We start from the raw sequence: 21,515 nt of genomic DNA on the forward strand, positions 1-21,515 counted from the left end.
GGGCGGGGCGATAGCGCCCTGTCCCGCACCGGGCGCAGCTGCCGTCCGCATGCGTTCGCGCCCGCCCGTTGCTCGCCCGCGCATCTCGGCGGCGTCAGCTGCTGCGCCGGGGGGCTCGTGGCGATTTTGCGGCCTGGAGGGCTTCGGCGCGGCGGTCGCCCGGGCTTTCGTATAATGGCTTCATGACCACGATACGAAGCATATACCGCACGGCGCGCGCTTGCGGGCGCCGTCCCGTCTCGTTCGAGATATTCCCGCCGAAGGGCGACCTCACGCTCGATGTGGCCCATGACGTGGCCGGACAGCTTGCCGAGCTCGCCCCCGACTTCATCAGCGTGACGTATTCGGCGGGCGGCAGCGGCAACAAGCGGGCCACCGCCGACGTGGCGCAGATGATCCAACGGGATTTCGACGTGCCCGCCGTGGCGCACCTCACCTGCGTCGGGGCCACGGAGGAGACGATCGCGCGCGCCGTGGACGACCTGCGGGCCCATGGCATCGACAACGTGCTCGCCCTGCGCGGAGACGCGGTGGGTGCCGACGAGCCGGGGGAGTACCGCTATGCCCGCGACTTGATCTCGCGTTTGGCCGAGGAGGGGTTCTGCGTGGGCGCGGCGGCGTATCCCGAAGGGCACATCGCCTGCGATGATGCGCGCGCGAACATCGAGCACCTGAAGCAGAAGCAGGACGCGGGCGCGAGCTTCTTCGTCACGCAGCTGTTCTTCGACAATGAGTTCTTCTACCGGTTCTGGGAGGCGGCGCGAAACGCGGGCGTCACGGCGCCCATCGCGTGCGGCATCATGCCGTTTCTGGGGAAGACCCAGATCCAGCGCATGGTGTTCATGTGCGGCGCGTCGCTGCCGTCGCCTGTCGTCAAGCTGCTCGCGCGCTTCGAGGACAGACCGGACGACCTGCGCCGCGCGGGCATCGAGTACGCGTGCGCCCAACTCGTCGACTTGGACGCGCACGGGGTGGACGGGCTGCACGTCTACACGATGAACCAGCCCGACATCGCGCGGGCGAGCATGGCGGCGCTGAGGGCGGCATGGCGGGCATAGGATCGGTTCGCGCCGCAGGGTGCGGGGACGCGGGCTGCGAGGTCGACGCGCCGTCGGATGGCGCGCCGCCCTCCCGACCGGGCGCGGGCGGGGCCGCCTTGTCGCTTGATCGCGACGAGGCGCTGCGCTATCTGGGCTATGCCGGCCAGAAGCTGGACGCGCAGCTGCTTGCGCGCTTCGAGGAGCTTGCGAGCGCATGCGAGCGCGAGCTGCGGCCGGCGTGCGCAAGCGCGTCGTTTCCCGTGGACGAGGCGCTCACCCGCTGGGACGGCGAAGGTGGCGAGAACGGCGAGGGCGACAAGGGCCCGCAGGTGGTCCTCGCCGGCTGCGGCCTCGTGCTGCCGGGCCGCGACATCGCGCGGCATCTGCGCGGCGCGCGCGAGGTGGCGCTTCTGGCGTGCACGCTCGGCGCGGCCTGCGAGCGCGAACTGCGCAAACATGCGGCGATCAGCCCGACCGACGCGCTTTTGTACGGGGCGGCGGCCTCCGCGCTCGTCGAAGCGGCCGCAGACGCCTGCGATGCCGCCGTGGCGTCGCAGGCCGCCGCGCGCGGTCTGCGCGCGAGCGCCCGCTACAGCCCCGGTTATGGCGACTTGCCGCTGTCCGTGCAGCCGGCGTTCCTCAAGGCGCTCGACGCGACGCGCCGCATCGGGCTTTCGGTGACGGCGGGCAACCTGCTCGTGCCCACGAAGAGCGTGACGGCTGTGATCGGCCTGTTCGACGAGGACCGCGCGGACGGCGGGGGATCGGGCGGCGCGCGGGAGGCGAACCGGGGCGGCGCGTGGGACGGAGCCTCGGGCCGAGCGCTCGTGCGCGCCCACGCCGACTGCGCGACGTGCCCTGCGCGCGAGGGGTGCCTGCTCAAAGGGAAAGGACGGACCTGCCATGGCTGAGACGACGCTTCGCGACCCGCTTGCCGACGTCGCCGTCAAGGACGAGCGCCTGGGGCGCGCCCTGCGCGGCGAGGGGTTCCTCGTGTTCGACGGCGCGATGGGCACGCAGCTTCAGGCGCGTGGATTGGCCGAAGCGGGCGCGCTGCCGGAGCTTTTGAACTTCACGCACGCAGACGAGATCGCCGCCATCCACGCCGACTACGTGGCCGCCGGAGCCGAGGTCGTCACCACCAACACGTTCGGCGCGAACGCCCGCAAGCTGGCGGGCGCGGCGAGCGTGGTCGAGACGTACCGCGCGGCCGCAGCGTGCGCCCGGGCGGCGGGGGCGCGCTACGTGGCGGGCGACATCGGGCCGTCGGGATTGCTTCTGGAGCCTTTGGGCACCTGCTCGTTCGAGGAGGCGTACGACCTGTTCGCCGAGCAGGTGGACGCGGTCGTCGCGGCGGGGTGCGACCTTGTGCTCATCGAGACGATGGCCGATCTGCGCGAGGCGAAGGCGGCCCTTCTGGCTGCGAAGGAGCGCTGCGACCTGCCCGTGGTCGCGACGATGACCTTCGGCGAGGACGGCCGCACGTTTCTCGGCACGCCTCCGGGCGTGGCCGCGGCCGCGCTCTCGGCGATGGGCGCGCACGCCGTGGGCCTGAACTGCTCGCTCGGGCCGGACGAAGTGCTGCCGTCGGTGCGCGAGATGGCGCGCTTCGCCCGCTGCCCGCTGCTCGTGCAACCCAACGCCGGTCTGCCGCGCGTCGAGGGCGGGCGCACGGTGTACGACGTGGACTCCGACGCCTTCACGCGCTCGATGGAGGCCGTCGTGGAGGCCGGGGCGAGCCTCGTGGGAGGCTGCTGCGGCACGTCGCCCGAGTTCATCGCGCGTTTGCGCGCGCTCGTCGATGCCCGCGCGGTGCCCGCGCCTCCTGCGCGCGAGGAGGCGTTCGTGGTGACGAGCGCGCAAGAGGCTGTCGTGCTGCCGCGCGGCGCGGCGTGGATCGCCGTCATCGGCGAGCGCATCAACCCCACGGGCAAGCCGAAGCTCAAGGAGGCCTTGCGCGCGGGCGACCTCGACCACCTCGTGGGCGAGGCCGTGGCCCAGCAGGAGGCCGGCGCCGACGTGCTCGACGTGAACGTGGGGCTGCCCGAGCTTGACGAGCCGGCCGTGCTGCGTGCCGCCGTGGAGAAGCTGCAGGCCACGGTCACGCTGCCTTTGGTGGTGGATTCGAGCGATCCGGCCGCCGTGGAGGCCGCCGTGCGCGGCTATGCCGGAAAGCCGCTCGTGAACTCCGTGAACGGCACGCGCGAGAGCATGGACGCCGTGCTTCCCCTCGTCAAGAGGTACGGTTGCGCCGTGGTGGCCCTCACGCTCGCCGAGGACGGCATCCCGCCCACGGCCGAGGGGCGTCTGCGCGTGGCGGAGCGCATCGTGGCCGAGGCCGAGCGCCGCGGCATCCCGCGCGAGGACGTGGCGGTTGACTGCCTCGTCATGGCGGCCGCCACGAACCAGGACGAGGCGCGCGAGATCGTGCGCGCCGTCGCGCTCGTGAAGGAGCGCCTCGGCGTGCGCACGGTGCTCGGCGTGTCGAACGTGAGCTTCGGCCTGCCGCAGCGCGGCCTGGTGAACGCGACGTTTCTGGCGGCGGCCTTCGGAGCGGGGCTCGACCTGCCCATCTTGAACCCGCTCTCGGCGCGCTATCGCGACACCGTGGCGGCCTTCAAGGTGCTGAACGGCCAAGACGCGGGTGCGCGTGCGTTCATCGAGGGCTATGCGGGCGCGCTCGACCCGTACGCTCCGACGGACGTCGCGAAGGCGGCGCCCGCAGCCGACGCGGGCGCGGCTCGCGCGGAGGCGTCGGGGGCGCAGGGCGCCGATGTGGGCTTACCCCAGGCGCAGGGCGCCGACCCCTTTCCCGTTCCACCCGCTCTTGCCGACGCCGCCGAGGACGTGCGCGCGATGGCGCATCTCATCCTCACGGGCCGCAAGGGCCCCATGGCGCAGGCCACCGAGCGCCTTCTTTCCGACCATGATCCGCTCGATGTGGTGAACGGCGTGTTCATTCCCGCGCTCGACGAAGTGGGCGCGCGCTTCGAGCGCGGCTCGTTCTTCCTGCCGCAGCTCATGGCGTCGGCCGAGGCCGTGAAAGCCGGCTTCGACGTGGTGCGCGCCCGCCAAGGCGCCGCGCCCGAGGCCGACGACGCGAAGACCATCGTGGTGGCCACGGTGAAAGGCGACATCCACGACATCGGCAAGAACATCGTGAAGATGCTGCTGGAGAACTACGGCTTTCGCGTGGTGGACCTTGGGCGCGACGTCGATCCCGAGGAAGTGGTGCGCGCCGTGGAGCGCACGGGCGCGCGCCTCGTGGGGCTGTCGGCCCTCATGACCACCACGGTGCGGGCCATGGAGGAGACGGTGCGCCTCGTGCACGAGCGAGCGCCCGAAGCGCGGGTGTTCGTGGGTGGGGCGGTGCTCACGCCCGAGTACGCCGCGCAGATCGGCGCCGACTTCTACGGCAAGGACGCCGCCGAGGCCGCGCGCATTGCCGAGCGCTTCTTTGCAAAGCGCGAAGACGGCAGAGGTGACGGAGGCGATGTCTGAATCTGCCGTCCGAATCGGTTTTTCTCGATGCATTCGGTCGGCGTTCTTGTTATGATGAAGGGCAAGGTATTCCCGGACGAAAGGGGTCGCTATGGGAACGAAAGCAGCCGAGGCGCTTGACGTGTCCTTCGACGAGCTGCCGACCTATCTGCACGCGAAGCATTCCGTGTACATGGAGGTCGACGGCGCGACGTACTACCTCACCGATGTGAACGACCAGTACTGGCGGGCGCAGGACACGACGAAGCTCAACGAGAAGGGCCACTACGTCGATGCGAGCGAGCTGGTGCCGACGCTGAGCGAGTTTTTGACCCTGCCGTTCGCGGATGGGAAGTCGATCGCCGACGTGTTCGACAAGGCCACGTTCTACGCATCCGAGAAAGCGGAGTGACGGATACGGGGGCGGCTGCTGAAAGCAGCCGCCCCCGATCGTTTTGAGGGGTCTGCCTGGGTGGCGGGTGCTGGCACGTGGACGGCGGTCGTGCTTTGGGGCCGCAGGGTGCCGACGGCGGGGTTTGGCGCGCTGCCTTCGTCCGCGCATTCAAGCGCGCGCTAGGCGTTGCGCGATTCGCCATTCCGTGTTCGCTATTCACGACCGAGCGTTTCTCTGAGGCGCAGCGTGCGCGCCGATGGAGGATCGCAAATGGGAGACGTATTGCGTGCGAAGCGTGGCAGGGGGGACGGCCGGATGGCCGACTTTGCGGGCTGGCTTTGCGCTGCGGTCGAAAGATCGGTGGCGGGGCTTCTGTTGGCCGGAACGCAAAACGAGCCGGATCTGCGATCCGGCTCGATGACAAGTGGTGGAGCCTAGGGGGATCGAACCCCTGACCTCATGGCTGCCAGCCATGCGCTCTCCCAGCTGAGCTAAGGCCCCGAAAAAGTGCGAGATTCAGTATAGCGGAAGCGCGTTGAGGGTCAAGGACTTTTTTGAAAATATTTTCAACGATTCGCGGGAGCGGGGTGCGGGAGTGGGAGCGAGGAGCGGGGTGCAGCTCAGGCGCGGCGGCACGGTGGGAGCGGGGCATGTAGCCGCATTTTCCGTTCGCAGGTTGAGATCGGCACCGGATCGCCGATCTTGCATGCGTGTCCAGCTCGCTCGTCCTTGTCGCTGAGTTCAGGCGCGCGACGGGGGTGGGGGCGCAGGGTCGACGCGCGGAAGGAGGGGAAGGGCAGCCGGAGGGCCGACGGGTCAAGGGGAGTGCGCAACCGCGCATGCGAAGGGCCCCTGAGCGGGGCCCTTCGCGCGTTCGATCTGGGACGCCGCGACAGGTTGGCCGGCGTCGTTTTCGTCGGGCTACTCGGCGCCGACCTTCTCGATTTGGGCGATGACGGGATCGAGCGCGCCGGCCACGTCGTAGTCTTCCACCTTGCCCGCGTCGCACAGGCGTGCGAAGGCGGGGTCGATGGGCAGCGTGGCGTAGGCGGGGATGTTGTAGCGCTCGGCCACGGCCGCGCCCTGCGGCTCGCCGAAGATGTGGTGCTCCTTGCCGCAATCGTCGCACTTGAAGTAGGCCATGTTCTCCACGAGGCCCAAAAGCGCGACGTCCATGTCGTGCGCGAGGTTCACGGCCTTGCCCACGATCATGGCCACGAGCTCTTGCGGCGCCGACACGGTGACGATGCCGTCCACCGGCAGCGACTGGAACACGGTGAGCAGCACGTCGGAGGTTCCCGGAGGCATGTCGACGAACAGGTAGTCGATCTCGCCCCAGCTGACCTCGCTGTAGAACTGCTTGATGGCGTTGGACACCACCGGGCCGCGCCAAGCGACGGGCACGTCGTCCTTCGGAAGCATCAGGTTCGTGGACACCACCTTGATGCCGCTTTGCGCCTGGGCGGGCAGGATGCCGTCGGCATCGGCCGTGAGCGGATTCGTGATGCCGAACGTCTTGGGTATGGACGGGCCGGTGACGTCGGCGTCGAGGATGCCCACCCGCTTGCCGCGCTTGCGCATCTCGCTGGCCAGCAGGCTGGTCACGAGGGATTTGCCCACGCCGCCCTTGCCTGACACCACGCCGATGACGTGGTGGATGTTCGAGCGGGCGTTCGCGGCGATGGTCGCCGGGCCCTGCGCTGTGCGCTCGCCGCAGCCGGACACGCCGCAGCTGCCGCACTCATGCGTGCATTCTTCTGTCATGGCTCCTTCTTTCACGTCGTCAACGCCCGCCTGCGGGGCGGGCGCGCCTCTCGTTGTACCGCGATCATAGCACAAGGTTTATACTACGTTGGACTGAAACGTTGGACCGAATCGGACTCGCGCGACGCGGCGCGGAGGCGAAGGAGCGGGGCATGCTGTTTGCTGACATCGATCTTCTCGACGAGAACCTGGACTTTCGGGCGCACCAATGGGTGGGCGTGCGCGACGGGCACATCGCCTACGTGGGCGGCGCCGCGCCGGAAGAGGGGGAGGCCGCGTCGTTCGGCGAGGTGTACGACGGGCGCGGCAAACTGCTCATGCCCGCCTTCTACAACGCGCACGCGCATGCGCCCATGACGCTGCTGCGGGGCTACGCGGAGGATCTTCCCTTGCAGGCGTGGCTCAACGACCTGGTGTTTCCTTTCGAGGCCAAGATCACGCCCGAGGACTGCTATTGGGGCACGCTGCTTTCGTGCATCGAGATGGCGCGCTACGGGTGCGTGGGCTTCTCGGACATGTACTATCATATGGAGGAGGGCGCGCGGGCGGCCATCGACGCGGGTGTCAAGATGAACCTCTCCGACTCGCTTCTGGCGTTCGACGGCGAGGGATTGGACGAGCTGCCGGTGAAGGGCAGCCTTGATCGGCTGACGCGCGATCTGCAGGGCGCGGCCGACGGAAGGATCGTGGTGGACTGCAACGTCCACGCCGAGTACACGTCGAACCCGCGGGCCGTGGCCGATCTGGCGGCGTACGCGAAGGAGCGGGGCCTGCGCGTGCAGGTGCACGTGTCCGAGACGCGGCTCGAGCACGAGGAGTGCAAGGAGCGTCACGGCGGCCTCACGCCCGTGCGCTACTTCGAGAGCCTGGGGCTGTTCGACTGCCCGACGACGGCGGCGCACTGCGTGTGGGTGGACGATGAGGACATCGAGGTGCTGGCCCGTCGCGGCGTGTTCGTGGCGGCGAACCCCGCGTCCAACATGAAGCTGGGCAGCGGATTCGCGCCCGTCTCGAAGATGCTTGAGCGCGGGGTGCGCGTGTGCCTGGGCACCGACGGCATGGCCTCGAACAACAACCACGACATGATGCAGGACCTCTATCTGCTGGCGCTTTCGGCGAAGGGGGCCGCGTGCGATCCGACCGCGATCTCGCCGAAGCAGGCGCTCGCCGCCGCCACGCGCACAGGTGCGCTGTCGCAGGGCCGCGAGGACTGCGGGTACGTGGGCGTGGGCGCGCGCGCGGATCTCTGCGTGCTCGACGTGGCGGGGCCGTCGTGGACGCCGATGACGAACCCGCTTGTGAACGTGGTGTACGCCGGCCATGGGGCGGACGTGTGCCTCACCATGTGCGACGGGCGCGTGGTGTATCGCGACGGGCAGTGGCCGCTTGTGGACGCGGAGCGCGCGAAAGCCGAGGTGGCCGCCCGCACGCGGCGCATCGTCGGCGAGCTGTGAGCCGCGAGGGCGCGGAGCCGCGCGGCCGCAGCGCGCGGGTGGCGAGGGGCGGCGGGGGCCGTCCTTTTGCCGCGCTCTTGCCGCGTCTTTAAGGCGCGGGGCCGTCTTGTTGACTGTATGAAGCGGGTTGACAGGACGGCCTTTCGATTTTAAGGTGCTCACCCTTATGAGCGAAGTTGTTCGAGCATATCGTCGCACTCGCGTTTTGGACGCGTTCGCGTTCGTCGAAAGCGAACGCGAACGCGCCGTGGACAACGCGTCGCTTGCTCTTTCGTCGATGCGCGTATAAGACGCGCCGCCCGATCTTGGGCGATCTTCCTTTCTATCATAACGGCATGCAAGGAGTCTCGCGGGGCGCCCGGCGACTTCGCACGTCTCGTGCGTCGTTGGGTGCGCTGGAGGGTTCGACGAAAGGCGATGACAGTATTGTGGGTGTGAATGCGCAGGTGAGCGCTTCGAAAGCGACTCGCCATGAGATCATTATCGTGGGCGTGGTGGTGGCCGGCGCCTTTTTGGCCTTGCTCAACCAGACGGTCATGTCACCGGCTCTGCCGGGTCTTATGCAGACCTTCGGCGTGGGAGCGGGCGACGCCCAGTGGGTGACCAGTATATACATGCTGGTCAACGGCATCATGGTTCCGATATCGGGTTATCTTATCGACAAGTTCTCGACGCGCAGGCTGTTCTTTGCGTCGCTGGCGGTGTTCGCTGCGGGCACGGTGCTGTGCGCTGTGGCGCCGAGTTTCGGCGTCCTTTTGGCGGGGCGCGTGCTGCAGGCCGCCGGTGCGGGCGTGCAGCTGCCGCTCGTGGCCGTGGTGCCCATGCTCGTCTTTCCACCGGAGAAGCGCGGGACTGCCATGGGCATGGCGGGCATCGTGATGTCGGCCGGTCCGGCTGTGGGGCCCGTGGCGGGCGGGGCCATCATCGATGCGTTCGGTTGGCGGCTTATGTTCTGGGCTATCGTCCCCCTGGTGCTGATCATCGCTGTGGCCAGCTGGTTTTTGCTCGACAACGTGGGCGAGCTCAAGGATCCTCGCCTCGACCTGCCTTCTGTTCTTCTGTCCACGGTCGCGTTCGGAGGCATGCTGTACGGTTTTTCGAGTGCGTCGAGTTTGGGGTGGGGCAGCCCGCTCGTCGTGGCCCCCATCGCGGTGGGCGTGGTTGCCCTCGTGGCGTTCGTTCGGCGCCAGCGCAGGCTTTCGGAGCCTTTGCTGCGCATCGACACCCTGAAGACTCCCGTGTTCCGCTCGGCGGCCATCCTGGTCACGCTTATCAACGCGGCCGCCGCCGTGACGAACGTGACGCTTCCCATCTATCTGCAGACCTCGCTGGGGGTGAGCGCGTTCGAGACCGGTATGATCATGCTGCCGGCTGCCGCGGTGGGCATCTTCATCAGTCCCGTTTCGGGCATCGTGTTCGATCGGTTCGGCCCGCGTGGCATCGGCATCGCGGGCCTCGCGCTGTTCACGGGCGCTTTGGCCGCGCTCTCTCAGGTGAATGTCGGCACATCCGTCCTCGTCGTGACGGTTTTGTGCGCGTTGCAGGCGTCCGGCCAGGCGCTGGCGAACATGCCCCTCAACACATGGGGCGTGAACGCGCTTCCGAACGATATGATCGCGCACGGCAACGCCGTGGCCAACACGGGACGGCAGGTGGCCGGGGCCATCTCGACGGCGCTTATCGTGACGGTGATGACGGGCGTGACCGCGTCGAATGCTGCGGCAGGGGTGCAGGCGTCCACGGCGCAGGGCGTAGGGGTTGCCTACGGCGTGTGCGCGGCGATATCCGCTGTGGCGCTTGCGCTGTGCGTGGCGAAGGTGCGCGCGGCGAAACGGCGTGCGCCAGAGGGGCGTCCCTGCGGTTGCGAGATGGAATGCGGCACGATCGAGAAGGAGGCGTGAGCCATGGCGGGGAACGAGGAGCGTTCGAAGGGGACGTTCGCGACAGGCGATGCGACGGTGGGCGAGATCATGGAGGAGGCGTACTCGTGTCGCTTCGACGCAAACCTCGGCGAGGTGACGCGTCTGCTCGTCGAGCGCGGTGTGAGCAGCCTTCCGGTTGTCGATGGCGAGCGGCGCGTGGTGGGCTTCATTAGCGATGGCGACATCATGCGCGCCATCGCCGCCCACAAAACGCGCTCCGTCTTCAACGGCGGGGAGGCCACCATGCTGTACTTCGACGACGAGCCGCTCGACCGCAAGGCGCGCGAGCTCAAGCATCGAAACGTGATGGAGCTCGCGACTCGCAAGGTGGTGTGCGCGACGCCCGAGCAACCGATCGGCAGGGTTGCGGGATTGCTCTCCAAGAAGAAGTTCAAGAAGCTGCCGGTCATCGACGGGGACGGTCGGCTGATAGGCGTGGTGCGCCGGACGAGCATCATGCGCCATGTGTTCGCGCTGCTGTTCGGAGAATGAGCTAGTCGGAAGAGGCGGGCTTCGGCGGGTGCCGCGCGGATGCGCCCGCCGCCCTCTTCCTCTTCCCGGTCTTTGAACGCCGGCGATGGGGACCTGCACCGAAAGTGCAGCTGGAAACGAGCGGCGCGAACGCTTATCCTTGATCGGAGATAGAATGTGCGGCGTCCGACGGTACGGGCTGGCGGGCCGTGCGCCGTCGGGCAGATTGCGCGGCGGTCGAGAGCGAGAAAGGGAAGGGAGCGGCATGCTGCGGATCTCGGATGCGCGCGTGGACGGCTTCGTGGCCGAGGACGTGCCCTATGTCGATCTGACGTGCGCGGTGCTCGGCATCGGCGAAGAGCCGGGGGAGATGGAGTACTACACGCGCGAGGACTGCGTGCTGGCCGGCGCGCAGGTGGCGCGCCGGGTCGCGGAAAGGCTGGGGTGCGAGGTGGCGTCGTGCGCGCGCGACGGCGAGCGCATCGCGGCTGGCGAGACATTCATGGTCGTGAGGGGCCGCGCGCTCGATCTGCATGCGGCGTGGAAGGTGTGCCTGAACCTGTTCGACCACCTCTCGGCGGTGGCCACCAAGACGCGCGCGATGGTGGACGCGGCGCACGAGGCGAACCCGCGTTGCGAGGTGCTAACCACGCGCAAGAGCATGCCGGGTGCGAAAGACCTGCTCACAAGCGCGGTGATGGCGGGTGGCGCGTTCCCGCACCGGCTGGGGCTGTCCGAGACGGTGCTCGTGTTCGACCACCACCTGACGTTCTTCGGCGGGTTCGAGGCGTTCGTGGGGCAGCTGCCCGCCATCAAGGGACGCTGCATCGAGAAGAAGCTGTTCGTGGAGGCCGACGCCGAGCGGGCGCGCGTGCTGGCGCGCGCGGGCGTGGACGGCATCCAGTTCGACAAGGTGCCGGTGGACGAGCTCGCCGCGCTGGTGAAGGAGCTGCGGGAGATCGATCCGCGTTTGACGCTCATCGCGGCGGGCGGCATCAACCTGCAGAATGCGGGCGCGTACGCCGCCTGCGGCGTGGACGGGCTGGCGACGACGGCGCCTTTCGCCGCCAAGCCGCTCGACATGAGCGTGCGCATGCGCCGCGCGTGAGGGCGCGGGGCCGCTTTGGGCGCGGCGTTCGGGGCACTGCCGCTTGGGCGACGTCCCGTGCGCAGATGCTTGCCGCTCGCTGCGCGCGGAGAAGGCCGGTTCGTGGCGGGTTTTGACGGAAAACCATGGTCGCTTCGCGGCCGCTTTGCCGGATGGAGATCGTGCCGCATCTCTGAACAGGGGAAATGTGGAGGCTCGGGAAGCTTCGATGCTGAAAGAGCCGCGATTCGCCGTCTTCTAGGGCGGTTTTCCGTCAAAACCCGCCAAAACAACGAGGTTGTGATGTCGGGGCGGCTGCGGCGTTCGGCATTCGCAGACGCGCCCGTCGCACGGCCCGTAGGCTTCCCGCGCGGTTTTCTCGGATCGGGTGTAACCTTTTCGTTGTCGGGCGCGTCTAATGGGCAACCGATCTTGAAAGGGGCGCGTGCGTGGACGATCTGATACAGCGAGCTCGAAAGGGCGACGGAGAAGCGTTCGCCGCGTTGTTCGAGCGCAGCAAGCAGCCGCTGTGGCGTGCTGCGATGGCGGTGCTCGGCAACGTGGACGACGCGTCCGACGCGCTGCAGGAGACGGCGGTCAAGGCATGGCGCGCCATGCCGCGCTTCGGCGGCCGCAGTGCTGTGGGCACGTGGCTCATGCGCATCCTGCTGCGGACGTGCTACGACCTGAGGCAGACGCGCAAGCGCGAGACGCCGTGCGCGATGGGCGCCTTCGACATCGACGCGGAGGGTGCGGACGTGTCGTGGGAGCCGTCGGCCGAACGGGCGCTGGCGGGCGGCGCCCAAGCGCGCGATTCCGACCGGGACGAAGCGCTCGACGTGCGCGACGCCCTCGGACGCCTTGCGGCCGACGACCGGCTCGTGCTCGTGCTGTTCTACGTGAACGATTTCCCCGTGCGCCAGATATCCCAGATCATGAACGTGTCGGAGGGTGCAGTGCGCACCCGCCTGTCGCGGGCGCGCGATCGGTTCAAGGCTGCTTACAGGGACGGATCGAGCAAGGAAGCCGAGGTGGCGCGATGAGTTGGAAGAACTTCGACGACGAGGACGAGTTGCGGCGGGCGGTGGCCGACGCGCTGGATGCGGGTCCGCTGCCGCGCGAGGCGCAGGCCAAGCTCGACGACGTGTACGCGTCGCTGGGATCCATCTCCCAGGATCGTCCGGCATCAGCTTCGGGGGCTTCGGAGGCCTCGAAGCGGCAGGGGCCGGGGGAATGCCGCTCGAATGCCCGTGCGGCCCGCGGCGCGTCGGCGGGCGGCCGCGCCGTGCGCCGCGGCGTTTTGGTGGCCGCGGCGGCTGCGACCGTCGCGCTGCTGGGCGGGGCCGCGTTCGCGGCGACTGCGCTTCTGCAGATGCAGCCGGGAGACGCGCCGTTTTTCGCCGGCGGCAAGAACCTGCCGGTGTACGACAGCCTGCAAGAGGGCGTGTCCAGCCTGAACGCCGAGGTGGGAGAAGCAGTCGAGGTCGAAGGGGTGCGGGTGACGCTCGATTCCGTGTCGTGCGACCGCAGCATCGTCAACCTGTTCTTCACGCTGGAGAAGGAGGGCGGCTTCGACCTGGCCGAGCAGGCGGTCTACGAAGGCTCGCAGGAGAGCGAGTGGGCGCGCTTGGAGCGCCTTGCCCCGCGCTTCTCCTTCGAGCTGACAAGCGATGGCGAATCCCTTGGAAGCGGCTCCGTCTTCCTGTTGGACGCGTATCAGGAGGACGGCAAGGTGAGGGTCATGCAGCGCATCGTGCCGGAGGCGACGCTGCCCGACCAGGTGCATATCGCGTTGGAGGGCTCGGCGAGCTGGGGCTTCTCCGAGCCTTCCGAAGGGGGCGCCGAGCCCTTCGTGTTCGACGTGGGCCTCGACCTGAGCACGGTGGCGCAGCCGCGAGAGCTGGGCGCGCAGGACCTTTCGTTCGCCACGAGCGAGGGGGAGAAGACCCTGGGGATCCAGCGCTTCACAGCCTCCGAGCTGGGGTGCGTCATGGTGGTGCGCAACGACGAAGAGGAGGCCGTCGAGGAGAGCGGCCGTCCCGTCTACAGCGTGGCCGAGGGCTCCATCACGCCGTCCATGCTCAAGATCACTGACGATCGGGGCAACGTGCTGACTCCGGTGGGCGCGGGCGACGGAACGGGGGTCGATCCGGCCGGCGCGTACGTGGTGGAGTTGGCGGGCCTGTCGCCCGACGCGACCAGCGTCACGTTCACGCCGATGCTGCGCGCGGCCGACGGGGAATCGGCGACGGACGAGGAGCGCGCGGCGGCGAGCGAGCGAAACGAGCGCACGGTGGACGTCTCGCAGATCGGCACGAAGCTGGAGACGAGCGAGTACGGCGGCTACGAGCTGACGGGCTGGGAGGTTGCCGACGGCACGGTGAGCATATCGCTCAAGCCCTACGGGTGGCAGACGCCGTTCGGCCTTGCGGGAGGCATGCGGCCCGCGCAGCAGCCGACGCCGCTGTACGAGGAATGGTACGACGAGGAAACTGGAGAGACGTACTGGGGCTACCATACGTCCGTCGAGTATCGGAAGCGCGACTACCGAACCGGAGAGCTGTTGGTGATCCAGTCCTACTACGCCGCCGGCGACGAGGAGCTGCGTGGGCTGACGGAGTACGAGTACCGCGCGTCGTTCGGCGAGTACCGCGAAGAGGCGGGCGCGGCGCAGACCCTGTCGTTCTAGCGGCGATGCGCGAGAGGCGGGCCTTTGGCGAAGGGGCCCGCCTCGTTTGGACTGCGTTCGCGCGCGTTCGGCGCTGGTTCGCGCCTACCTGCCGAGCATCTTCTTCACGCCGTTCGCGGCGATGACGGCGCCGCCGCCGATGGCGAGCAAGCCGGGGCCGGGCAGGATGAGCATCGGCACGCCCACGAGCATGATCGCGCCGCCGATGACCGTTTGCGCCGCGCCGCCGATGCGGCTGGGTCTCTTCGCGGGCGGCGGGCCGCCGTCGATGACGGTGGCGCGGACGGCGCTTTCCGGGGCGCTCGCGCCGCGTTTGCCCTGCGCTCCGTACGAGGGCGGCCGAAAACCGCTTTGTGCCGCGCCAGCCGCGCCGTCGCGCGCGCTGGACACGGGGTCGATGTCGATGATGGGCTCGTGCGTGCTCATAGGCCCTCCCCAGTCCCTTCCGGCTTTCGCCGTCTCTTTGCGTCTTCGCTCCTTCGCCTCGGTGCCGATTATAGGGTCGCCGGCGATGCGAGCGAGCCGTCGACGGTGCGGTCGGCCCATTCGTCACCGTTCGGTAACGCGCTGTCCGCGCCTTCTCCAAAGATGCGCCGTCGCGCGGCCTCGTCTGGGCGCGTGGGGTGTCGGAGGTGGGGCGAGGTGCTGCGGAGTTCGGCGGGCGCAGCGGCTGTCGCGCGGGACGGTCGCCGCCGGGGGCGGCGCGCCGGCGGTCGTCGAGATGGCGAGTCGGCGGTTGTCGGGGCGGCGAGTCGGCCGCTGTCGGCTGTCGCGCGGGGTGGTCGCTGTCGGAACGGCGGGCTTGGTCGGCGCGGGCGCGGCCGCTGCGCGGGACGGTTGCCACCGGAGTGGCGCGCTGGGAGTGAAACGGTAAGGAAATGACAGAAAAATGGCGATATTGTACCGAATGTGGCCGAGAGAGAGGCTTCGGCGACCCTTGCAAGGGCACTACGGTAAAATCTGGCGGGTTTTTCGGCCAAATATTATCGTTTCGGACCCTTTCGAGCCTCAGACCGGCCTTGGCAGGGGCGTTTCGGTAAAATATCGGGGAGAAAGTCGAGATCTCTTACCGCGAGAGGTTGCACCCGCCGCCGGTCTCCGCGGCGGGGGCGTGCGGAGGGCGGGGGGCGCGACGAACGCGAGGGTAGAGGGCGCGGGGCGTCGGAGGAGCGTCGCGACCCAACCCGTTCTTCCCGGCCAATTCTCCGTTCTCGAGCGTGCGGCGTGCCGGATGCGATACACTGTGAGTCGCAAGGTTTCTGTTCGCGTGAGAGTGTGTTGATGTAAGGCTCGACTGTGGTTCGCGCCTTGACGAAAACGGCAACGGCGTGGGCCACTCAACCGGAAAGTTGGTGGTCAACATGGCAGCTCCTGCTACCGAACACGTACGAAACATCGTGCTGGTGGGCCAAGACGGCGCCGGCAAGACATCGCTTGCCGAGGCGATGCTGCACGTCTCGGGCCGCACGCCCCGCATGGGCACGACCCACGACGGGAAATCCTACCTTGACTACGACGAGGAGGAGATCCGGCGCAAGTTCACGATCGGCACGTCCATCGCTCCCGTCCCTTACAAAGACTACAAGATCAACCTGCTCGACACGTCGGGCCATCCCGACTTCGTCGGCGACACGCTGGCGTGCATGCAGGCGGCTGAGATGGCGCTGTTCGTGGTTGACGCCGTGGCGGGCCCGCAGGTCATGACCACGAAGCTCTGGCGTGAGGCCGAGGATATGCGCCTGTCGCGCGCCGTGTTCATCAACCACATCGACCGCGAGAACGCCGACTTCGATACGGCCATGGCGCTTCTGCACGCGCGCTTCGGCTCGCGCCTGGGCCCCGTGACCATCCCCATCGGCGTGGACGCGGGCTTCAAGGGCGTCATCGACGTCATCCGGATGAAGGCGCGCTACTTCGACCAGGACGGAACCACCGACGAGCGCATGGAGGACATCCCGCCCAAGTACGCCGACGCGGCGAGCGCGGCGCGCGACAAGCTGTGCGATCTCGTGGCCGAGGCCGACGACGAGCTGATGATGAAGTACCTCGACGGCGAGGAGCAGCTGACGCAGGAGGAGTTGGAGCGGCTGCTCGATCAGGCCATCGCGCAGGAGCTGTTCATCCCCGTGTTCGTGGGGTCCACGATCATCGAGCAGGGCATCAAGGGCCTTATGGAAGACATCTGCACCTACTTCCCGCACCCGCGCCATCACGGACGCTTCCGTCTGGCCAACGGGGAGGAGACGTTCGTTGACGAAGAGGGCGAGCCCGCCGCGTTCGTGTTCAAGACGGTGTCCGACCCGTTCGTGGGGCGCCTGAGCTTCCTCAAGGTCATCTCGGGCGTGCTCGAGCCGGGCATGGAGCTGATCAACGCGCGCACGCGCAAAAAGGACCGCCTCGGGCACCTCTACGTGATGATGGGCAAGGAGACGACCGACGTGAAGAGCGCGAAGGCCGGCGACATCATCGTGGTGCCCAAGCTCTCCGACACCCGCGCCGGCGACACGCTGTCGAAGTCCGGCGACGTGGCCATCGACCCCTTGCCGCTGCCCGTTCCCCAGTACCCGGTGGCCATCGAGGCCGTCAACAAGAAGGACGAGGACAAGCTGAGGACGTTCTTGGCGCGTGCGATCGAGAACGACCCGACCCTGCGCGTGGCCCGCAGCGAGGAGACGCACCAGACGGTGGTCACCGCCATGGGCGAGGCCCAGGTGGAGACGCTTCTTGCGCGCCTCAAGGAGCAGACGGGCGTGGAGGCGCGCCTTGTGCCTGTGCGCGTTCCGTACCGCGAGACGATCTGCAAGGTGGCCGAGGCCCAAGGCCGTCACAAGAAGCAGACGGGCGGCGCGGGCCAGTTCGGCGATTGCTGGCTGCGCCTCGAGCCCAACCAGGGGGAGGGCTACGAGTTCATCGACGAGATCGTGGGCGGCAAGATCCCGCGCGGCTTTTTGCCGGCCATCGACAAGGGCGTGCAGGACGCCATGGCCGAGGGCTTTTTGGCGGGCTATCCCATGGTGGACATCAAGGTGGCCGTGTACGACGGGTCGTACCACGCTGTCGACTCCAACGAGATGGCGTTCAAGACGGCTGCGCGCATCGGCTTCCGCGCCGCGTGCGAGAAGGCCAGCCCCATCCTGCTCGAGCCGATGGCGAACCTCGACGTGACGGTGGGCGAGGAGTACGCCGGCACGGTGATGGGCGACATCTCGACGCGCCGCGGCCGCATCGTGGGCACCGACTCCAACGACGCGGGCGAGACGGTCATCATGGTGCGCGTGCCCTATGCCGAGGTGGTGTCGTACACGAAGGATCTGCGCGCCCTCACGCGCGGGTCGGGTTCCTACACGATCGAGTTGGAGGGCTACGAGCCGGCACCGGCCGATGTGACCAAGAAGCTCGTCGAGGCGTATCAAGCCGCGCGCGCCGCGGGCAACTGACGGGCCTTTGGACGGCCGGTCTGCGGGCGGTTGCCGCTCGCAGACGGTTGGCTGGCTGGGGCTTGCAGGCGATTCGCGGGCTTGCGCGGTTGGATGGCGGGTTCGCGGCGACCGGTTGGCGGGTCCGCGGCAGGTGGCTGATGGATCCGCGGCGGGTGGCCGACGGACTTGCGGCAGCCGGTTGACGTGCTTGCGGCAGGTGGCCGACGAACCTGCGCATCTGATCGTCGGAATACGGGCGCCGTCCGAGAGGGCGGCGCCTTTTCGCGTTCCCATCTCTTCGCCCCTCGCCTCCTATGCGCGCCTCGGGCAGCGCTTTGCCCGCGCGCGGCGCGCGGCGCACGCCGTTGCAGCGAGGGACAGGGCGGCGAGCAGGGCGGCCGCGAGGAGCGCGCGGGTGGAATCACCGGTTTCGGCGATGGGCTCGGGGGCGGGGACAGGCTCGTCGACGAGGGTGAGGGACGCGCGCACGACGGGGACGTCCTGGCCCTCGTAGACGAGCTCGACCGGGTGCGCCTCGGCGTCGACGAGGTATCCTTCGGGAGCCTTCGTCTCCACGACCTCGTAGGAGCCAAGGGGCAGAGGCGCGCTGCATGCGAATCCCTCTTCGTCGGTGACGAGCGTGGCGGCCACCTCTCCTGCGGCGAGCGCCGTCGTGCCGTCGGGCGCGACGATGTCGTGCGCGGCGCGCACCTCGTAGGCGGCGTTGGGGACGGGCCCTTTGCCAGCGGCATCGGTCTTGCCGATCTCGATGACGCCTGCCGCCTTGCGGTTGGGAGCGTCGAGGGCGACGGAGACGCTTTGGGCCTCGGGGTCGCCGTAGGCGAGGCGAACGAATGCGGGCTCGCTGGAGCGCACGTAGCCGTCGGGTGCGCACGTCTCGACGACCACGTAGGCACCCAGATGAAGGCCCTCGGCCACCGCCGTTCCGTCGTCGTCCGATTCCAACAGCGCCACCGTCTCGCCCGCCTGGGCGCGCACGGTTCTGTCAGCCGTCACGACGTCCTGGACGGCGCGCACTTCCCAAACGATGCCCGGCTGGGCGATGGGCGCGCCCGTGTCGGCATCGACCTTGCGCACCTCGATGCGCCCTGTTTGAGGGAGGTCTTCCACGACCACTTCGACGATGCCCTCCTCGTCTCGGTCGGCCAGGGAGAACGCCGCAGGCTCGTCGTTCAGCACGTAGCCGGGAGGCGGGCAGGTTTCTTGCACGTAGTACGTGCCGCCGCCGTTGAGCTTGTCGGGCAGCGTGCAGACGCCCTCTTCGTCGGTGGCGAACTCGCTGACGATGGGGCCTCCCGCGCCCACCTGGAAGGCGAGGGGCTGTTTGCGCTCGTCGAGGATGCGGAAGGTCATGCGCCCGTTCACGCGCCGCCCCGTCTCGGCGTCCTTCTTGACGATGCGCACGACGGTGCCCGTCTCGTCCTCCACCGTGTAGGCGTACGTGCGCCCGTTTTCGGCCACGGTGGCGCGGAACTCCGCGACCGGTTCGTAGCCTGCGGGCGTCGTGGAGGGGTCCTCCCGCACGAGGTAGGTGCCGAAGGGCAGCGCGCCGACTTGGCCGTTTTCGCGCAGGCCTGCGGTCGTGGCGAAGCCGTCCTCGTCCGTGACGATGCGGGCGACGCTCTGCCCGGATTCGGGGTCGAGGATGTCGAAGGCCACGCCGGCGAGCGGACGCTTGACGCTCTGGTCGCCCATGGTGCCCTCGCCGTCGCCCACTTTGAGCACGGCGATGTCGCCGCGGACGATGCGCTCGGGTACGGAGGCCTCGTGGAGCAGCGGGGCGAGCGGGCCCGTTCCCTCGGCCGTCACGGGCAGGGCGATGGCGGCGGGGTCGGCCAGAAGATAGCCTTCGGGCGCCTTCGTCTCGCGCACCACGACGGTGCCGAGCGGAAGCCCCGCGCCCGCCGAGTTCGCCGGCAGCGACGCGGAGTCGAGGCGCGCCCTTCCGTCTTCGTCCGTGACGACGGTGGCCGAGAACGTGGGGGAGAGCCCCGACGCGGCGGCCTCTTCGGGCGTGCCGAACGAGCCTGCGTAATGTTCGACGGAGAACACGGCCCCGGCCAGCGTCGCGCCTCCCTGCGCGGTCGTCTGCCCGGTTTCGGCGTCTTTCTTGGCTGCGATGACGTCCACGGGCCTCAGCTGGGGCTCGTCGGCTGCATCCACCCGCACGGCCACGTTTTGGCGGCAGTCCTCCACGGTGAGGCGCACGGGGTGGACCTGCCCGTCGAGGGCGTAGCCGGCGGGTGGCTCGATCTCCTTGACCCAGTACTCGCCCGGCCAAAGCGTCGCTTCGCCGGTTCCGCGTCCGTCCTCTCCGGTGACGATGCGCTGCACCTCGCGCTCGCATGCGGCGTCGGCGTACACGCCGTACACGGCCCCGGACAGCGAGTAGCAGGGGTTGCCGTTTGTGACGTGGGGCATCGAGGACGACTTGGCCACCTCGATGCCGCCGAGAAGCGGGGCCTCTCGGCTGGAGGCCCGCGTTGTCTGGCCGCCCCTGACGGTGACGGTCTGCGGCCCTTCGTCCAAACCGTAGCCGTGGGAGGGGTCCGTCTCGCGCAGCGTGTACGTTCCGATGGGGACCTCCGCGGCTTCGGCACGCCCGTCGGAGCCGGTCGTGAGCACGGCCTGAACCGCGCTGTCGCCGTCCACGAGCTCGTAGCGCGCGCCTGCGAGCGTGGCTTCGGGGACGGCCTCGGCGTATCCGTCGACGCCCTGCTTGACCACCTCCAAGCTGCCGTGCAGGTAGATGACGAAGTCTCCGACGTCCTGCGGGCCGAAGGGAGAGGAGTGGTTGGGGTACATCGCGGCGCCCGAGCAGTCGATGACGATCCGGTAGCCTCCATCGCTCGTGCGCGTGCCCGTGAAGGGGTAGTGCCCCGGTACGGGCGTGCCGTACAGGGGGCCTGAGATGCAGTAGCCCGTCGTCTCGATGCCGTACTGGGGGAAGCTCACGGCGAACACGTTGCCGCCTTGCGCGCCGTCGATCTCGGGGTTCGTGCACTCGACGTAGCAGGTTCCGCTGATGGTGTCCGGGATTGCGAGCGCGGGCGGCGGGGCGCAGAAGGGCAGGAGGGCCGCGCACGCCATCGCTGCGGCGCACAAGAGCGCGAGCGGCGTTGCGCGCCGCCCGAGCGGCGGTTTCGCCCTCGCGCTCGCTTGCATCCGCTTTCTCGGCGTTGTCTCCAACGTGCGGCGTCGTCCCATGGCTGTCCCCTCTCCCTGCGCCTGTGGCCTTTGCGGCTTCGCAGTCCCAGCATAGCGCGCCCATCTAACGCGGGCATGGCGTGCGTCCAGCGGAAAGTCGCCTCGATCCGACGCGGTTTTGGCGTCGGGCGCGCGCGTCGCCGCCGTGCGGCTTCCGCGCATCCGTTGCGCATCCCTCGCGGATCCGACGCGTGTCCAACGCGAGGGGTGCGAGGGATGCGGCTCGGGGGCGGGGCGCACCCCGCAGAAGACGAGGGACGCGAGGGGCGCGGCTCGGAGGGGGCGGGGCGCGTCGCGTAGGAAACGGGAGGGACGCGCTGGGCGCGGATCGGGGGCATGCCGTGCAAGGGATGAGGGGTGCCGCTGGGCGCGGATCGGAGGCGCGCGAGGCGCAAGGGACGAGGGATGCACGGGTCGTTGCTCGGAGGGCGCGCGGGGTGCATCCCGCAGGGACGAAAGGGAGCGGGGCGCGCTCCGCGGGGAGCGAAGGGGCGCGCCGCGCAAGGGACGAGGGCGTGAGGGGGCGTCGCATGGGGGCGAGGAGTGCGGGGTGCGAGGGGTTCGGTT

Annotated in this window: 14 protein-coding genes and 1 tRNA gene; 11 read left to right on the forward strand and 4 right to left on the reverse strand. The window is 68.9% G+C overall.

Annotation, left to right across the window (positions count from 1 at the left end; all coding sequences use genetic code 11):
- Positions 1-182: 182 nt before the first annotated feature.
- From C2L80_RS02870 to C2L80_RS02885, 4 genes are all read left to right on the forward strand, one after another.
- A complete protein-coding gene (locus C2L80_RS02870) occupies positions 183-1,058 on the forward strand; it encodes a methylenetetrahydrofolate reductase (RefSeq protein ID WP_087197460.1) in 876 nt (291 codons plus the stop codon).
- On the forward strand, positions 1,046-1,951 hold the full coding sequence (locus C2L80_RS02875) for a vitamin B12 dependent methionine synthase (protein ID WP_103262597.1): 906 nt from the start codon (positions 1,046-1,048) through the stop codon (positions 1,949-1,951). Before C2L80_RS02870 ends, C2L80_RS02875 begins: the two co-directional genes overlap by 13 nt.
- Entirely contained in the window at positions 1,944-4,541 is a 2,598-nt protein-coding gene (locus C2L80_RS02880; protein WP_103262598.1) for a homocysteine S-methyltransferase family protein, read from the forward strand. The genes C2L80_RS02875 and C2L80_RS02880 overlap by 8 nt, the downstream gene beginning before the upstream one ends.
- A 91-nt stretch (positions 4,542-4,632) precedes the next feature.
- Complete coding sequence (locus tag C2L80_RS02885; RefSeq protein WP_087192745.1) at positions 4,633-4,932, forward strand: CDP-alcohol phosphatidyltransferase; 300 nt, start codon at positions 4,633-4,635, stop codon at positions 4,930-4,932.
- A gap of 407 nt (positions 4,933-5,339) precedes the next feature.
- Here C2L80_RS02885 and C2L80_RS02890 read toward each other — a convergent pair.
- Positions 5,340-5,415, reverse strand: a tRNA-Ala gene (locus C2L80_RS02890).
- A gap of 420 nt (positions 5,416-5,835) precedes the next feature.
- Entirely contained in the window at positions 5,836-6,678 is an 843-nt protein-coding gene (locus C2L80_RS02895; RefSeq protein ID WP_103262599.1) for an Mrp/NBP35 family ATP-binding protein, read from the reverse strand.
- A 152-nt stretch (positions 6,679-6,830) separates the two neighbouring features.
- On the opposite strand from C2L80_RS02895, the gene C2L80_RS02900 reads away from it, so the two are divergent.
- From C2L80_RS02900 to C2L80_RS02925, 6 genes are all read left to right on the forward strand, one after another.
- On the forward strand, positions 6,831-8,132 hold the full coding sequence (locus C2L80_RS02900; protein WP_103262600.1) for an amidohydrolase family protein: 1,302 nt from the start codon (positions 6,831-6,833) through the stop codon (positions 8,130-8,132).
- Between the two features lie 428 nt (positions 8,133-8,560).
- Positions 8,561-10,033: an MDR family MFS transporter gene (locus C2L80_RS02905; protein ID WP_224758737.1), complete on the forward strand. Its 1,473-nt coding sequence runs from the start codon at positions 8,561-8,563 to the stop codon at positions 10,031-10,033.
- Positions 10,034-10,036: 3 nt separating this feature from the next.
- A complete protein-coding gene (locus tag C2L80_RS02910; protein ID WP_087194319.1) occupies positions 10,037-10,546 on the forward strand; it encodes a CBS domain-containing protein in 510 nt (169 codons plus the stop codon).
- Between the two features lie 244 nt (positions 10,547-10,790).
- Positions 10,791-11,633, forward strand: coding sequence for a ModD protein (modD, locus tag C2L80_RS02915; RefSeq protein WP_092199663.1), 843 nt, complete (start codon positions 10,791-10,793; stop codon positions 11,631-11,633).
- Between the two features lie 428 nt (positions 11,634-12,061).
- Positions 12,062-12,655: an RNA polymerase sigma factor gene (locus tag C2L80_RS02920; RefSeq protein WP_103262601.1), complete on the forward strand. Its 594-nt coding sequence runs from the start codon at positions 12,062-12,064 to the stop codon at positions 12,653-12,655.
- Positions 12,652-14,301, forward strand: coding sequence for a DUF4179 domain-containing protein (locus tag C2L80_RS02925; protein WP_103262602.1), 1,650 nt, complete (start codon positions 12,652-12,654; stop codon positions 14,299-14,301). The genes C2L80_RS02920 and C2L80_RS02925 overlap by 4 nt, the downstream gene beginning before the upstream one ends.
- An 84-nt stretch (positions 14,302-14,385) precedes the next feature.
- On the opposite strand, the gene C2L80_RS02930 is transcribed toward C2L80_RS02925, so the two are convergent.
- The gene (locus tag C2L80_RS02930) at positions 14,386-14,727 is read right to left on the reverse strand and encodes a hypothetical protein (protein ID WP_103262603.1); all 342 of its coding nucleotides are present in this window, start codon (positions 14,725-14,727) and stop codon (positions 14,386-14,388) included.
- A 935-nt stretch (positions 14,728-15,662) separates the two neighbouring features.
- On the opposite strand from C2L80_RS02930, the gene fusA reads away from it, so the two are divergent.
- Positions 15,663-17,738, forward strand: a complete 2,076-nt coding sequence (gene fusA, locus C2L80_RS02935) for an elongation factor G (RefSeq protein WP_169998962.1) — start codon at positions 15,663-15,665, stop codon at positions 17,736-17,738.
- A 294-nt stretch (positions 17,739-18,032) separates the two neighbouring features.
- On the opposite strand, the gene C2L80_RS02940 is transcribed toward fusA, so the two are convergent.
- On the reverse strand, positions 18,033-20,948 hold the full coding sequence (locus tag C2L80_RS02940; protein WP_129589873.1) for a SpaA isopeptide-forming pilin-related protein: 2,916 nt from the start codon (positions 20,946-20,948) through the stop codon (positions 18,033-18,035).
- Positions 20,949-21,515: the final 567 nt, after the last annotated feature.

The organism is Rubneribacter badeniensis (assembly GCF_002899695.1).
In the GTDB taxonomy this organism is placed as follows: domain Bacteria; phylum Actinomycetota; class Coriobacteriia; order Coriobacteriales; family Eggerthellaceae; genus Rubneribacter; species Rubneribacter badeniensis.

Bases quoted from the DNA above. Each gene is read 5' to 3' on its own strand.
- C2L80_RS02895 (WP_103262599.1), bottom strand. From the start codon at position 6,678: ATGACAGAAGAATGCACGCATGAGTGCGGCAGCTGCGGCGTGTCCGGC.
- modD (WP_092199663.1), top strand. From the start codon at position 10,791: ATGCTGCGGATCTCGGATGCGCGCGTGGACGGCTTCGTGGCCGAGGAC.
- C2L80_RS02885 (WP_087192745.1), top strand. From the start codon at position 4,633: ATGGGAACGAAAGCAGCCGAGGCGCTTGACGTGTCCTTCGACGAGCTG.
- C2L80_RS02940 (WP_129589873.1), bottom strand. From the start codon at position 20,948: ATGGGACGACGCCGCACGTTGGAGACAACGCCGAGAAAGCGGATGCAA.
- fusA (WP_169998962.1), top strand. From the start codon at position 15,663: ATGGCAGCTCCTGCTACCGAACACGTACGAAACATCGTGCTGGTGGGC.
- C2L80_RS02930 (WP_103262603.1), bottom strand. From the start codon at position 14,727: ATGAGCACGCACGAGCCCATCATCGACATCGACCCCGTGTCCAGCGCG.
- C2L80_RS02870 (WP_087197460.1), top strand. From the start codon at position 183: ATGACCACGATACGAAGCATATACCGCACGGCGCGCGCTTGCGGGCGC.
- C2L80_RS02880 (WP_103262598.1), top strand. From the start codon at position 1,944: ATGGCTGAGACGACGCTTCGCGACCCGCTTGCCGACGTCGCCGTCAAG.
- C2L80_RS02875 (WP_103262597.1), top strand. From the start codon at position 1,046: ATGGCGGGCATAGGATCGGTTCGCGCCGCAGGGTGCGGGGACGCGGGC.
- C2L80_RS02900 (WP_103262600.1), top strand. From the start codon at position 6,831: ATGCTGTTTGCTGACATCGATCTTCTCGACGAGAACCTGGACTTTCGG.
- C2L80_RS02925 (WP_103262602.1), top strand. From the start codon at position 12,652: ATGAGTTGGAAGAACTTCGACGACGAGGACGAGTTGCGGCGGGCGGTG.
- C2L80_RS02910 (WP_087194319.1), top strand. From the start codon at position 10,037: ATGGCGGGGAACGAGGAGCGTTCGAAGGGGACGTTCGCGACAGGCGAT.